Source organism: Sporosarcina ureae (assembly GCF_002082015.1).
Lineage (GTDB): Bacteria > Bacillota > Bacilli > Bacillales_A > Planococcaceae > Sporosarcina > Sporosarcina ureae_A.
In genome coordinates this window covers 368,275-382,060 of record NZ_CP015109.1, presented here as the reverse complement: position 1 = coordinate 382,060, position 13,786 = coordinate 368,275, and the positions used below count along the sequence as shown (strand labels likewise).

General features: G+C 41.7%; 12 protein-coding genes and 1 pseudogene. 11 read left to right on the top strand and 2 right to left on the bottom strand.

All coding sequences use genetic code 11. The features are described 5' to 3' along the window. Positions 1-3: 3 nt before the first annotated feature. The 5 genes from SporoP17a_RS01895 (at position 4) to SporoP17a_RS01870 (ending at position 6,550) form a co-directional block, all read left to right on the top strand. Positions 4-945 carry a DNA-binding transcriptional repressor DeoR gene (locus tag SporoP17a_RS01895; protein WP_083031677.1) on the top strand — a complete coding sequence of 314 codons (942 nt, stop codon included), beginning with the start codon at positions 4-6 and terminating at the stop codon, positions 943-945. 196 nt (positions 946-1,141) lie between these two features. Further along, positions 1,142-2,323: a NupC/NupG family nucleoside CNT transporter gene (locus tag SporoP17a_RS01890; RefSeq protein WP_083031674.1), complete on the top strand. Its 1,182-nt coding sequence runs from the start codon at positions 1,142-1,144 to the stop codon at positions 2,321-2,323. Positions 2,324-2,365: 42 nt separating this feature from the next. Beyond that, a complete protein-coding gene (locus tag SporoP17a_RS01885; RefSeq protein WP_083031671.1) occupies positions 2,366-3,670 on the top strand; it encodes a pyrimidine-nucleoside phosphorylase in 1,305 nt (434 codons plus the stop codon). A 19-nt stretch (positions 3,671-3,689) separates the two neighbouring features. Next, the gene (deoC, locus tag SporoP17a_RS01880) at positions 3,690-4,352 is read left to right on the top strand and encodes a deoxyribose-phosphate aldolase (RefSeq protein ID WP_083031668.1); all 663 of its coding nucleotides are present in this window, start codon (positions 3,690-3,692) and stop codon (positions 4,350-4,352) included. Between the two features lie 941 nt (positions 4,353-5,293). Further along, positions 5,294-6,550 (top strand): HNH endonuclease, encoded by a 1,257-nt coding sequence (locus SporoP17a_RS01870; protein WP_083031665.1) that lies wholly within the window; start codon positions 5,294-5,296, stop codon positions 6,548-6,550. Between the two features lie 350 nt (positions 6,551-6,900). On the opposite strand, the gene SporoP17a_RS16830 is transcribed toward SporoP17a_RS01870, so the two are convergent. Beyond that, complete coding sequence (locus SporoP17a_RS16830; RefSeq protein WP_167693359.1) at positions 6,901-7,056, bottom strand: hypothetical protein; 156 nt, start codon at positions 7,054-7,056, stop codon at positions 6,901-6,903. A gap of 20 nt (positions 7,057-7,076) precedes the next feature. Next, a pseudogene (gene rpmJ, locus SporoP17a_RS01865) lies at positions 7,077-7,133 on the bottom strand (50S ribosomal protein L36); the annotation flags it as partial. Between the two features lie 235 nt (positions 7,134-7,368). Between rpmJ and SporoP17a_RS01860 the strand changes: the two are divergent. The 6 genes from SporoP17a_RS01860 to SporoP17a_RS01835 all read left to right on the top strand — a co-directional run bounded on the left by SporoP17a_RS01860 (position 7,369) and on the right by SporoP17a_RS01835 (position 13,718). Further along, entirely contained in the window at positions 7,369-7,653 is a 285-nt protein-coding gene (locus SporoP17a_RS01860; RefSeq protein WP_083031662.1) for a hypothetical protein, read from the top strand. Positions 7,654-8,058: 405 nt separating this feature from the next. Next, complete coding sequence (locus tag SporoP17a_RS01855) at positions 8,059-8,697, top strand: ATP-binding cassette domain-containing protein (protein ID WP_083031659.1); 639 nt, start codon at positions 8,059-8,061, stop codon at positions 8,695-8,697. Between the two features lie 28 nt (positions 8,698-8,725). Next, positions 8,726-9,670: an AAA family ATPase gene (locus SporoP17a_RS01850; RefSeq protein WP_083031656.1), complete on the top strand. Its 945-nt coding sequence runs from the start codon at positions 8,726-8,728 to the stop codon at positions 9,668-9,670. Positions 9,671-9,681: 11 nt separating this feature from the next. Next, positions 9,682-10,728: a DUF58 domain-containing protein gene (locus SporoP17a_RS01845; RefSeq protein WP_083031653.1), complete on the top strand. Its 1,047-nt coding sequence runs from the start codon at positions 9,682-9,684 to the stop codon at positions 10,726-10,728. Continuing rightward, the gene (locus SporoP17a_RS01840) at positions 10,725-12,947 is read left to right on the top strand and encodes a transglutaminase domain-containing protein (RefSeq protein ID WP_083031650.1); all 2,223 of its coding nucleotides are present in this window, start codon (positions 10,725-10,727) and stop codon (positions 12,945-12,947) included. Before SporoP17a_RS01845 ends, SporoP17a_RS01840 begins: the two co-directional genes overlap by 4 nt. Before the next feature lie 210 nt (positions 12,948-13,157). Beyond that, positions 13,158-13,718, top strand: coding sequence for a class I SAM-dependent methyltransferase (locus SporoP17a_RS01835; RefSeq protein ID WP_083031647.1), 561 nt, complete (start codon positions 13,158-13,160; stop codon positions 13,716-13,718). The last annotated feature ends 68 nt before the right edge of the window (positions 13,719-13,786 follow it).

Below are 13,786 nucleotides of genomic sequence, written 5' to 3'. Positions count from 1 at the left end.
GCGTTGGAAATTGATAAAAAACAACTGATCATAGAGGCAGCCAAACTTTATTATCAATTTGATTACACCCAGCTCGCTATTTCAAAAAAACTGGGCGTCTCAAGACCAACTGTTTCGCGGCTCTTGCAACAAGCGAAAAAAAATGGCTATGTGAAAATCGACATCATCGATCCCTTTCATGACAATAATCAGTTGGCAAAATCCTTGCAACATAAATATCAAATCGATGAAGTAAAAATTGCGTACTCGGCAGTAGAAGACGAGCGGGATGTGATGCACGCTATTAGCACGGAAGCGGCGGACTATTTATATCGCACCGTAAAAGACGGCGATATTCTCGGTGTGACGTGGGGCCGGACGATGTATCGAGTGGCGAATGCATTAAAGCAAAAAGATGTAAAAGGAGTCGAAGTCATCCAGCTAAAAGGCGGCATTGGTTTGTCTGACGTCAATACATATGATTCTGAAACGGTTTACAAATTTGCTGAAGCTTTCCATACCGTTCCTCGTTACTTGCCGCTTCCCGTTTTGGTCGACACACCTGAAGTTAAAAGCGTAATTGAATCGGACCGCTATATGCACCGGCTCATTGAACTTGGAAGACAGGCGAATATCGCCGTGTTCACGGTGGGTGCTGTCGACAGCCAATCACTGCTGTTCCGTCTCGGCTATTTGACGGCAGAAGAAGAACAGCAACTCCATCAAGAAGCGATTGGCGATATTTGTTCACGCTTCTTCAAACGTACAGGCGAAGTATGCGAGACTAGCGTCAATGACCGAACGATCGGCATCCGGCTAGAAGAGTTAAAGCAAAAGGAAAAATCCATTCTTGTAGCTGGCGGGAACCGTAAAGTGGAGGCCATTCATGGAGCGCTTCAAGGAGGCTATGCGAACATCTTCATAACGGATCAGTATACGGCACAGGCTTTGTTGCTTCACCAATAGAAATACATAGGAATCCGCTTATTGATAAGCGTGATTCTTTTTTTTATTCGGAATGAACAATGTTTCACCTGCTTTGCACATCTGCTCAAGGTCTATGATATACTATACATAAAGTTAGGTTGCAACGGCATCCTAACAAAAATGGTGCGCAAGAAGCCAGGTGTAAGCGTAACCAACATGCAAGGGAGGAAGTATGATGAACTTTGTATTTTATATAACCGGATTGTTGCTCGTGTTAATCGTGGGCTTGATTGTCAGTGTAGACCGCAAGAAAATCCGCTATAAACCGATTGCGATTATGCTGACGACCCAGCTTGTCTTGACATTTATCTTGTTAAATACAAAAGTGGGCGTAGTCTCCATCCGCTTTGTTTCAGCTTTATTCTCGAAGCTGGTTGACCTTGGAGTAACGGGTGTCAATTTCGTTTTTGGCGGATTGGAAAATGAAGGAGAATCCGTATTCTTCTTGAATGTGTTATTACCAATCGTTTTCATTTCCGTGTTGATTGGTATATTAAATCAATTCAAGATTTTACCGTTCATCATTAAATATGTAGGACTGATACTGAGCAAGTTGAATGGCATGGGGAAAATGGAGAACTACATAGCCGTATCATCTGCGGTTCTCGGGCAGTCCGAAGTGTTTTTGACTGTCAAGGACCAAATGGATGATATTTCGAAAAGACGTTTATACACGTTTTGTACTTCTGCGATGAGTGCGGTCAGTGTCGCGATCGTAGGTGCCTACATGGAAATCATCGAACCACAGTTTGTCGTAGTGGCGATTGCGCTCAATATTATGTCGGCGCTGATTGTCGCTAGCATCATCAATCCTTATGAATTATCGAAAGAAGAAGACACGCTGACGATCGAGTCGAAGAAGAAGCTGTCATTCTTTCAAATGATCAGCGAAAGTATCATGGATGGTTTTAAAGTCGCGATTATCGTCGCTGCCATGCTGATTGGGTTCATCGCATTGATGAACGGAATCGATTATCTCTTTGAAATGCTGTTCAACGTTTCCTTCCAGACCATTTTGGGCTATATCTTTGCACCCATCGCTTTTGTAATGGGCGTACCTTGGGCGGACAGTGTACAAGCAGGCAGTATCATGGCGACTAAGCTTGTCACGAATGAGTTTGTTGCGATGTTAAGTTTCACAGAAATTTCGGCAGGATTATCAACGAAAGCGGTAGGTATGATATCGGTATTCCTTGTTAGTTTTGCGAATTTCAGTTCCATTGGGATTATTACAGGCGCTGTCAAAGCGTTAAGTCCAAAACAAGGGGATGAAGTGGCAAAAAACGGTTTGAAATTACTTTTGGGTTCAACATTGGCGTCAGTTCTTTCAGCGACTGTCGTGGGCCTGTTTTTATAATAGATATGGAATGAAAATTAAAAATTAGGAGTGGTGGATACTATGCGTATGGTAGATATGATTGAGAAAAAACGAGATGGACATGTGTTGACGAAAGAGGAAATTTCATTTGTGATCAATGGATATACGGATGGCTCGATTCCTGATTACCAAATGGCAGCCTTTCAAATGGCGGTGTATTTTCAGGGGATGACGCTGGAGGAAACCGCGCAATTCACCATGGCGATGGTAGAGTCGGGCGACCAAGTCGATCTATCTGCTATAGAAGGTGTTAAAGTGGATAAACACTCTACAGGTGGAGTTGGCGATACAACAACACTTGTGCTCGCACCGCTCGTTGCCGCTCTTGATATCCCGGTAGCCAAAATGTCAGGCCGCGGATTAGGGCACACGGGCGGAACACTTGATAAGCTGGAGTCGGTTCCTGGTTTTCATATCGAAATTACAGATAAAGAATTTTTCGATCTTGTCAATACGAATAAAATTGCGGTAATCGGACAATCGGGCAATATCACTCCTGCCGACAAGAAGATTTACAGTCTGCGCGATGTCACAGCAACGGTTAGTTCCATTCCGTTGATCGCAAGTTCGATCATGAGCAAGAAGATTGCAGCGGGATCGGACGCAATTGTTCTAGATGTAAAAGTCGGGACAGGCGCGTTTATGAAAGATCTCGACATGGCTCGTGAACTCGCGGGAGAAATGGTACAAATCGGAAATAAAATCGGTCGTCAAACGATGGCCGTAATTTCGGACATGAACCAGCCGCTCGGTTATGCGATCGGAAATGCTCTTGAAGTCAAAGAAGCCGTCGAAACGTTGCAAGGTAATGGCCCGGAAGATTTGCACGAACTGTGCTTGACGCTCGGCAGCCATATGGTTCGATTGGCGGGAAAAGCGGACTCGACGGAGGAAGCACGAAAAATGCTCGAAGAAGTTATCCAAAATGGCAAAGCGCTTGAAGTGTTTAAACTGTTCTTGCAGTCCCAGGGTGGCGACACTTCCGTCATTGACGATCTAACGAAGCTTCCTACGGCTCAGTATAAAGTAGACGTGCCGGCAAAAGAAGCAGGTTATATCTCTGCAATTACTGCAGATGAAATCGGTACAGCCGCGATGCTTCTAGGTGCGGGAAGAGCAACCAAAGAGTCCGAAATCGATTTGGCGGTCGGACTGGTGTTACACAAGAAAATCGGTGATTCCGTGGAAGTAGGCGAAACGCTCGTCACGATTCACAGCAATACCGAAGATATCGAAAGCGTAAAAGAAAAGATTTATCATGCCTATGGTGTATCGGCGTCTAAAGTACAGCCTGTCACACTTGTGCATGACGAAATTACAAAATAATCAAAGGAGTGGTTCGCAAATGAATAAAGCACAAATGATCGACCATACATTATTGAAAGCCGACGCAACGAAAGACCAAGTTGCAGCGCTCATAAAAGAAGCAAAAGACTATCAATTTAAATCAGTGTGTATTAATCCGAGTTGGGTTTCATATGCCGCACAGCAGCTGAAAGGTACGGATGTGTTGGTCTGTACGGTGATTGGTTTCCCGCTTGGCGCGACTACTTCAGCAGTCAAAGCATTCGAAACGAAAGATGCAGTGGCGAACGGAGCAGGAGAGATCGACATGGTCATCAACATCGGGGCGTTGAAAGACCAAAATGACGAACAGGTCGAGTCGGATATTCGTGCAGTAGTCGAAGCGGCCAACGGTACATTGGTCAAAGTCATTATCGAAACATGCTTGCTAACCGATGAAGAAATCGTTCATGCATGCGAGCTATCCGTCAAAGCGGGAGCCGATTTCGTCAAGACGTCGACTGGATTCTCGACAGGCGGCGCAACGGTGCAAGACGTGGCGCTTATGCGAAAAACGGTAGGCCCTGACATTGGTGTCAAAGCGTCTGGTGGCGTGCGTAGCGCAGAAGATTTTGAAGCGCTAGTCGAAGCGGGGGCTACGCGCATTGGCGCAAGCTCTGGTATCAGTATTGTAAAAGGCGAAGTGTCAGATTCAAATTATTAATGGATGAGTTACAGGATTGTTCTGCATATATGCAGGGCAGTCCTGTTTTTATGGGACTAGATAGTAGGAGTTGTCTAGTAATTGGTGGGAAGTAGTAAACATTTCTATAGCACTTCTATCCTCAAGTGTAATTTCCATAGTCACGTATACTTTCAATATAAAATTTCAAAAAATTTTATGAAGTAAACTAACGATCCTGTGGTACACGAAAAATGATATAGTAGAGATAACGACTAATAAGGGATATTATGTATAAATGAAAAGTCATGACAAGAACGCCAAAAGCAAGTAGAGTTTGCAGTTAGTATTGCCTTAATATTTTACAAATCAGTTCGGTAAGCTATAAGTTTTCAATATATATAAATGCAAAAGTGAATGTTCACTTTTGCATTTTTTATAATAGCTTTATTTTCTTAAATGCTCAAATCACATAAAGTAATTTCATTGGAAAACATAATTTAACAATAATCTGAAGGCGTTAACTGAAAAGTGTTATTTTGAGAAAAGGCCAAATAGTTTTAGCTTTAATGATGAGATGTGTTTCTACGAGAGGAAAGCTAAATGAGTAATTTTTTCTTAACACTTATGGGCGTTTTTATTGTTGTTGCAAATCTTATTGGATTTATATTCTACAAGAAAAAGAAAAGCCTATACAATGCGGCTTTTACTGTACTGCTAGGTAGATTTTTGAGGAGCAATCGGTAGTGTACTAGCACTTTTTGTTATTCGTGATACATTTGCTATATTTTATGGAATGCAGATAGGATACTATTTACTAATCAATAGCATCATAGTCTTCTCCATTGCCATTTTAGCAATTACAAGAAGAGAATTAACGGCTTGTTAATTTTACTACTTGAAATGCATTATTAAGCTAGCCTTCTAGAAGAAGTCCAGTGCATGTAAGAAGTACGACTACTAAAATAGCGGGGTGTAAATAAATGATTCGTCGAACAGAAGAACAGTTTCTGAATAAATTAATGCAATTGGATACTAAAGATGCGGCAGATTTATTGTATAGGAAAGTGAGTGAAGCTTCATATGATAATAGAAGTTTTTTTCTATTATTACGTCTGGAAAACAGAACTCCAACCGAATTGTATGATCTTTATACACGAGATGAGTTAATCGAAATGATTCTGCAAATAGAATTTCCGCAAACAACGAAGTTTTTTGTAGAACCGGGATTTATACATGATGCCATCGAACATCCTTGTATTCGTTGTAATTCGAAAAAAAAGCCTCAGGAGTTTACATACAATATCGAAATTTGTAAGGATTGTTTGCATACTACTCCGAGGACGGAGTTGGTCGAGTATATATTCCGTTTAATAAACTATATAGATTCGAACCAGGCAACACTAGTTCATGCGGATTTGCAGTCAAAAAGTACTACTGAAATTCATAATGAATTTACGAAATATGAATTGATCGATATAATTTTAAGTTTGGCATCAGACTTTGATTCGACGATAAAGGAAGAAAGGCGACCGATTCATGAAATCGATTGTGAACTATTACTGAACGACTATCCAATAGATGAATTAGTGAAAAACGTAAGAAGGTTTTTAAAAGGTTCAGAAAAAAGAGATGAATCATGGAGAAAATACGTGCCTGACTATATGAAGCAGCAATACAGTGATTGGAAAACCGGATCACTAAAACAAATATATACTGAAGCTAATCGACTTATTTCAACACAAGGTAAAGTTGCACGCGATCAACTGATGAGCTTTGCTTCCGATCTATCACGTATCATCTTTGAAAATAAGGATGAAAATCAGATAGATGACGAACCGATTCATAGCCTTGAGGAAGTAGAAGCTCATATCACGTATGTAGTGGAAATGGTCATGTTGCCATATCTTGATTTACTGGATCAAATTGAAGAGGCAGAAGGTTTGATACATTTTGATACGGTAGCCAACGAGCAATTAGCTAGTTCTATAAAATCGGAAATCATAGCTCGAGATGAGGGGATATGCGTTATCTGTACAAGTGACCAAGATATTCATATTCACTTTAGAATACCCCAAAAATATGGCGGACTAGAACAATTAAATAATATAGTTACGTTGTGTAATTCTTGTAGACAAGTAGTCGAAACAACAAATCTACGGGCTGCTGTCACAACGGGAATTTTTAATTACAATAGAGCACTAGGAAGAAGATTACTAAAACGCGAGAAACAAAGTTAAGAAAGAGACGTATTTCTAAATGCGAAAGTGTACCTGAGTGGTCGCGCCACTGTAAACTTGCCAAAGTATGTTTGCATGACGACTTCCGGTACAGGTTGAAATTTGTATTATTTAATTTGTGGAGTCTAATTATTGAGCATGCATAGTCCCCATCTCTATCAATAGGTGGGGTTTTTTACTGAATGATGACCTATTACTAATTTAATCAGCAGTGTTTATAGCAGTTAAATATAATGAAAAACGGTGGAAAAGCACGTTGATAACTACATAAACGAATGCAGCCGTCAAGGTGATAAATGATCTAAAGAAACCAATTACGATTTGAAACATAGTAAGTTTTATATGACCAATTACTTTTTAGGCTGAGCAGTATTAGATCTTTTTCTCTGTTCAATTTCTTTGGTAAGAACTTCATTCATTTCATTATAGGTTAGACCTGAATTAGCATTAAGTTTTTTTACTTCGTCTATATTCGTTCCAGCTACCGTATATTTTTTCTTATTCATATCATACTCTCCCTTTACGTTCTATTAATAACTTTGCATTTTTCGCAAATTGGCTTGACAGATGGTCTGACTTTCATATTTTTTATCCCCAATTATTGGTGTGTAATAATAGTAAAAACATTTAGGCACTGCAATCTTTTAATTGAATATAAAAGTATGATTTCCTACATTTCATTTATTATGCACATGGATTTCAAAAAAGCTTTCGTATGAATAGCAACATGGACCCTACCTCATTCAGGAAGTGGGGGCTTTTGAATTCAAAAATAGTACGCACCGCATACTTTTTATAATGAACAAAGGAAGAGTTGGATGAAAAAAACGAAGAATGCATTCATGGCATGCAAAAACTATATCTATTGCAACTTCATCGTCTTACTGCTGTTTAGCACAATTACATATGCGACGACTTCTGAAGAACAAGCCGGAGCATGTAATTTCAATGAAAAAGTTGAAACTTCTACGTTGAAGTTAGCCGGTGGTGGGTATGATCTTTTCGCTATCGAACTGAACCACATGAAAAACCGTGATGCCGGTCTAGAAGAACCATCGATATCACAAGAACCGATCAATACGGAAAAGCCACCAGATCATTAAAATATCGAATGAGAATCGCAACATCAACCACTCGACAAACCGGGAACCATCGCTGCAGCGGAAAAACAATGAAACCATCACTGATCCACTATATGATGTCACTGTAAACCACTTGAACGATTCGCTCATTCCCCAGGAAATGAACGTGACGTTAATGGCAGACCGCTGAATGACATTACAGGTGAAATCACACTCAGTGAAGGTGCGAGCGAAACGCATTACGAGGGCACTTGGAATCGTTGCTGTAGGCTTAATCATCGTAGTGATTAGTAGAATCATAAAAAGAAGGCGTCAAAGAGATTAGAGGGATATAATGAAGAAAGATCTATTTGTCGTCGCATTCGTCCTCTTTATCGTCGGGTGTCTCTCACAGGAACGAAGATTCAATCGGTAGAAGAGTATTACTTGACTCATATCGACGAAATTACCAAAGACTCGGAGACGGTGACGCTTACTTTAATCGGTGGTATTCTGTACATCTTCATGTTGTACGGAATTCAGACAGCAAGTAAAGACTTAATTTATTACGTTTTCGTCTTTTTGCCGCAAAACCCACAAGCGTTATTCATGCACTCAACTGTAAAAGAAGAGCTATTCCATGCGGTTTCTGTGCAAAAAATGCCGAAAGAACAGAGAGAATTGACCGTATCATGTATGATGAGGCAGTTACATATCGAACATTTGTCAGAAAGAAATCCATTTGACTTAAGTGGCGGAGCACGGCAGAAGGCTGCACTTGCGAAATTATTGCTGCGTAAACCGGATGTTTTATTGCTGGACGAGCCGACTAAAGGAATGGATGTCATGTCGAAACAAGAAGTGACGCAGTTGATCCGAACACTTCAAAAACAGAACATCACGACGATTATCGTGACGCATGATATTGAATTTGCTGCCGTTGTATCTACACGTGTCGGCATGTTGTTTGCTCAATTATCCGAAAACCTTTTTCACGTCCAACCGCTTTTACACGACCGCAGCTTGCAAGATCGCACGCGGATTATTTCCATATGCCATCACAGCGGAAGACATTGTTACCGCTGAGAACTTGAACAACAGGAGGAACTAAAAAATGAGCAATCCATCAACAAAAGTACTGAACGAAATGAAAAAAGTAATCAACGGGAAAGACGACGTCATTCAAAAAGTGTGGATGACATTCTTAGCTGGAGGACATGTACTGCTAGAAGATTTACCAGGGGTCGGGAAGACGACACTCGCGAAAGCTTTCAGCCGAGTCGTCGGTCTTGATTCGAACCGTATCCAGTTCACACCGGACGTCGTCGCATCTGACGTCATCGGCTTCACGATGTTCGACAAAGAGAAAAACGAATTCATCTTTAAAGAAGGCGCGGTCATGTGCAATTTATTGCTTGGCGATGAAATCAACCGGACGTCTTCTAGAACACAAGCGGCATTACTTGAAGCGATGCAAGAGAAACAAGTGACAGTCGACGGTGTGACGTATCCACTGCCAGCCCCATTTCACGTCATCGCGACACAAAACCCATATGGCACAATTGGTACACAGCCGCTTCCAAGCGCACAAATTGACCGTTTCATGACGAAGTTGAGCGTCGGGTATCCGGATTTTGAAGACCAAGTTGACATGTTAAAAAACCGCCAGCAGACAGACCCGATATCCTCACTTAACCAAGTCATTACGAAAAATGAATTGCTTGCGCTACAACACCAAGTACAGACCTTGTTCATTCACGAGGAAATTTTGCGCTATGTCACAGCACTCACTGAAAAAACAAGAAATCATCCGTCGATCCATCAAGGAATCAGCCCGCGTGGTGCTCTCGCTCTTTGCCAGATGGCAAAAGCACATGCCTTCTTACAACAGCGCGATTATGTCATCCCGGAAGATGTCCACGCTGTGTGGTTACCAACGAGCCGGCACCGTATCGTTATGTCGAGCATGTCCGGCGCGGAAAACGAGCAGGATACGCTACTCGAAAAACTACTGCAAAGTGTTGCCTCGCCTGACCAAGCAATGCTTGCGACATTGTAAGGGCTGATCGTATGATAAGGACGCTACTTATTAGCGTCGTGTGGCTGCTGTTTACGCTCGCATTTTTCATCTTCACGACGACGCATTTCGCTCTATTGTTCGCAGTTGGTTCATTTATTGTCTGGCTGTGGCTCGTGTTGAGCGTCTATTTTGTTAAAGGAAAAATCCAGTGCGAGATCATCACGGCGAATGAAATTTATAAAAATGAACAGATGGGCTATCAACTGCGTATACAAAATCCGAGCCAGTTACCCGTTACACAACTGCAAGTATATCTTGTCATCGAGCATACATTTACTGGCAGACAAGAGAGTCACCTTCACGTCTTGTCGATCCCAGCGAAAAGTACGAAAGAATTTTCATTCGTTATACCACAGAAGTATATGGGACAAGTGAATATACGAATTAAACAACTGACGATCAAAGACAGTTTCACGTTTTTCCGTTCCGTTCAGAAACTAGATGTGCAGTCCACGATGTTAATCGTGCCAAATCCGTATTTCCTAAAACTTCAACGCATCGAGCAAAATCAACACGTCTTGCAAACACCGGGTATGATGCCGATGAAGAAAATGGAAGGCGAAGAGCTAGCGGAAGTGTCAGTCTATAAACCGGGTGACTCGGTCAAAAAAATTCACTGGAAATTATCGAGCAAAGTCGATGAGCTATTCGTCAAACAGCATGAAACGCTGACAGGAGATGCCGTCATGATGACGCTCGACTTCACGTCGTTTACGAATCACGTGGCACTCTATGATGAATTCATCGAGACGTTTTCTGCTTTGCTCTACTCTTACGTCGCAGGCGATTACGTAGTGCAATTCAATTTGAATCATTCGACAGGTGAGCAGTTGACGATCGACAATGAATGGGACGCGGCGAACGCAATAAAAGAAGTATTGACGAGAAGTGCGGCAGATTTATCAATATCGGATGAACAGTGGAAGAAGCTTAGACGAATGTATCCGAACTGTATTGTATTGACGACGAATAACGCGCGTAGTACTGAATATCAGACTGTCGTCATCTCGGATCAGAAAGAGAGGGCAGCTGCATGAAATGGTTAGATGGAGTAGTTGCGTATAGTATCCTCATGGCGGCCTTCCTCGTCATCCGTGCGATGCTGTTTCCTGAGATAAGTCTCATTCCCGCAGTCATTCTCGTGTTGTTGTGGATGGTCGCACGTATATGGTGGAAACAGCGTGGCGGCGATCTCGTCTTGATTGCGAGCGTTATTTTCAGTTTGATTTTCCTATCCAAGTACATAGATGATGTCAAAAAAACGATCAACGCCCTGTTTATCACACTTTTGGAACATAAGCATGTCTATATGGATCTATTATCCGTCAATGAAACGACTTCATGGCTAAACGGCATGATCCTCGGTCAAATTGCGTTGCTGGTCGGCAGCGCAGTATATTACGCCGTGGTGAATCAAAAGCGCTGGATTCCTGTTGCGCTTGCACTCGTCATTTGGTCGATACAAGTAATTCTAGGCACATCACCGTCATTGTTCCTCGATATTGTATTTTTCGCAATGCTGATTGTGACCATGCTGTATATGAATCAACTTTCACTACGCTGGTGGAAGCGAGTGGCGATCGTGCCTGTTTCACTCGTTATGCTTATGTTCGCCTACACGGCGATCAGTTCAAACGGTGATGAAGAGTTTACAGGCAGTTCGAAAATTGAAGACATTGTACGTTATCAAGGGGATAAGTGGCGTTATTATAAAGACCAGGATCCCGTGTTGACGGCTGGAAACTTCCGGCGACTTTCCACGTTCACTCCGGGCGACTATACCGCGCTAAAAGTCGCGATGGAAAATCCGAGACCTCTCTATTTAAAAGGATTTGTCGGGTCGACATACACGCCGAGCGGTTGGAAGGAAATCAACGGGGAAGCGTATATGGAACAGAAGTCTCTGCTTGATGCGTTACAGAAAGAAAATTTCACCGGAGCGAAACAACTGAGCTTGGCTGCAGAAAGTAGTTTGCCAGATCAGTATGAAGAAGCAAAGCTTGTCATTCAAAATGTCGGTGCATCCAGTCAATATATTTACGCACCGTATGAATTGGCGGAGCTAGATGACAATCTGATCCGTTCCAAACAAGCCGACGCGCTCCATGCGACAGGAATTTTCGGAAGACGTACAGTGGAAATGAACTATATGCTGATCTCGTACACCGATTATCCGCAAATCGCGAATGCGTTGTACGCGACAAAAGACACGGATTATTTACGTCGTGAAAGTCATTATAATCAATATGTCTACAACAAATACCTCGCTGTGCCGCAAGACAGTTTGAATGTCTTACGCAATCATATGGACGAAAGCGTACTCGATACGGAAACGCGTTTACCGTATGAGGAAACAATTCAGGAAGTAGAAAAATTCCTCGCACAGACGATGAGTTACAACGAACAGGCCAAACCAATAAAAGATCATGATTTCCTGACGGGAATTTTGGAAGATTCAAAAGAAGGCTATTCCGTTCACTATGCGACGGTGGCTACATTGGCATTTAGAATGCTCGGCACACCTGCGCGTTATGCGGAAGGCTATATCGTCGGACTGGATGACGTGAAAGATTTACAGTCATATAGTGAAATCAATGTCAGCGAGAAAAATGCCCATGCGTGGACAGAAATCTATGTCGACATGGTCGGTTGGGTGCCGATTGAAGTGACGCCAGGTTACGCTGAAAAAATGCCGGCAATCAATAAAAAAGACTATCCAGCTCTAGACGGATCCGATTCACCAAACACAACCGGTGGAAGCACAGCCGAACCTGAAATGAATGATCCAACACAAGTGCAGGAGGATCAAGACAAGCCGGAAGATTCCAAGCAAGTAAACCCAAACACGATCGTATGGTTTTGGTTGAATATTTTCATTGCGTTAGTCATGTTGATCCTGTTCGTGCTGTACTCCTTAAGAAAAAGAAAACGACAGCAAAAACTCGGGGTGAAAGATCACCGATTGGCTGTTATCCATCATGTTCAGTACATGGTACAAATGCTAGAAAAAGAACAAGTTGTTGAGAAGCAACCTTCATTCGAAATGATACCTGAAGCAGTTGGAAATATTGATCCGCAACTTCGACAAGAAGCGGAAGATGGATTGAAGATTTATCAAAAAGCTAAATACAGTCCGCACGGTGTGACGAAAGAAGAACGCGCGAAAGTAGAGACATTATTTGCGCATGTTTATAGAGCTGTAAAGAAATCGAAGAAAGGATTAAAGAGATTAAAATTTATTGTACGTCATCAATAATAGGTATGAGAGTATGAACTGAGCACCGCTTTTAGCGATGCTTTTTTATCGTGTCAGTTCCCGGAACTATTCTGAATCGTTTCGGGAACTGGTACCAAAAAGTGAATCTTTTTACACACTCTACACGTATGAATAGTGGAGTGATGCTTGTTCCGTAAAATGATATAAATTGCCATAAGTAGTACGATAAATGAAATAGGAGAGTGAAGTATGGAAACAGAAAAACGAATGGAATTAGTTAACGTGATTGTGGAAGAAGTAAGACCATTATTACGAGGGAATGAATCAAAGAAGTTAGTAGATTACGGCAGTGGTTCTGGTTTAGTTAGTTTAGAACTAACGGACTTAGTAGATTCGATAGTGCTCGTGGACTCTTCAAAACAAGCGTTACAGGATGCCGAGGACAAAATTAGTGCAAGAGGCATTACAAATTGCGAAGTACTGTATTCAGACTTCACTGAAGACATGCCCGAACTTCAGGCTGACATCGTGTTCGTATCATTAGTTCTTCTTCATATTCCCGACACTAAATTAATTTTGCAAAAGTTATTTAGCATTTTACCAAATGATGGCCAGCTAATTATTGTGGATTTTGACAAAAATGAAAAAGTCAGTCATCCGAAAATTCATAGTGGATTTACGCATAATGAAGTAAAAAGTCTATTAACCGAAGTTGGATTTACATCTAATACATGTAAGACTTTCTATCATGGAAAACAACTTTTTGCGAATCAAGATGCATCGATGTTCATCGCCACTAGTAGAAAGTAAATTTCTACATAAACCAGCTCGATTGCTTACGTCACGTAATCGAGCCATTTGAAAACAGGAGGTAATAG

Bases quoted from the DNA above. Each gene is read 5' to 3' on its own strand.
- SporoP17a_RS01890 (WP_083031674.1), top strand. From the start codon at position 1,142: ATGAACTTTGTATTTTATATAACCGGATTGTTGCTCGTGTTAATCGTG.
- SporoP17a_RS01885 (WP_083031671.1), top strand. From the start codon at position 2,366: ATGCGTATGGTAGATATGATTGAGAAAAAACGAGATGGACATGTGTTG.
- deoC (WP_083031668.1), top strand. From the start codon at position 3,690: ATGAATAAAGCACAAATGATCGACCATACATTATTGAAAGCCGACGCA.
- SporoP17a_RS01870 (WP_083031665.1), top strand. From the start codon at position 5,294: ATGATTCGTCGAACAGAAGAACAGTTTCTGAATAAATTAATGCAATTG.
- SporoP17a_RS16830 (WP_167693359.1), bottom strand. From the start codon at position 7,056: ATGAATAAGAAAAAATATACGGTAGCTGGAACGAATATAGACGAAGTA.
- SporoP17a_RS01860 (WP_083031662.1), top strand. From the start codon at position 7,369: ATGAAAAAAACGAAGAATGCATTCATGGCATGCAAAAACTATATCTAT.
- SporoP17a_RS01850 (WP_083031656.1), top strand. From the start codon at position 8,726: ATGAGCAATCCATCAACAAAAGTACTGAACGAAATGAAAAAAGTAATC.
- SporoP17a_RS01845 (WP_083031653.1), top strand. From the start codon at position 9,682: ATGATAAGGACGCTACTTATTAGCGTCGTGTGGCTGCTGTTTACGCTC.
- SporoP17a_RS01840 (WP_083031650.1), top strand. From the start codon at position 10,725: ATGAAATGGTTAGATGGAGTAGTTGCGTATAGTATCCTCATGGCGGCC.
- SporoP17a_RS01835 (WP_083031647.1), top strand. From the start codon at position 13,158: ATGGAAACAGAAAAACGAATGGAATTAGTTAACGTGATTGTGGAAGAA.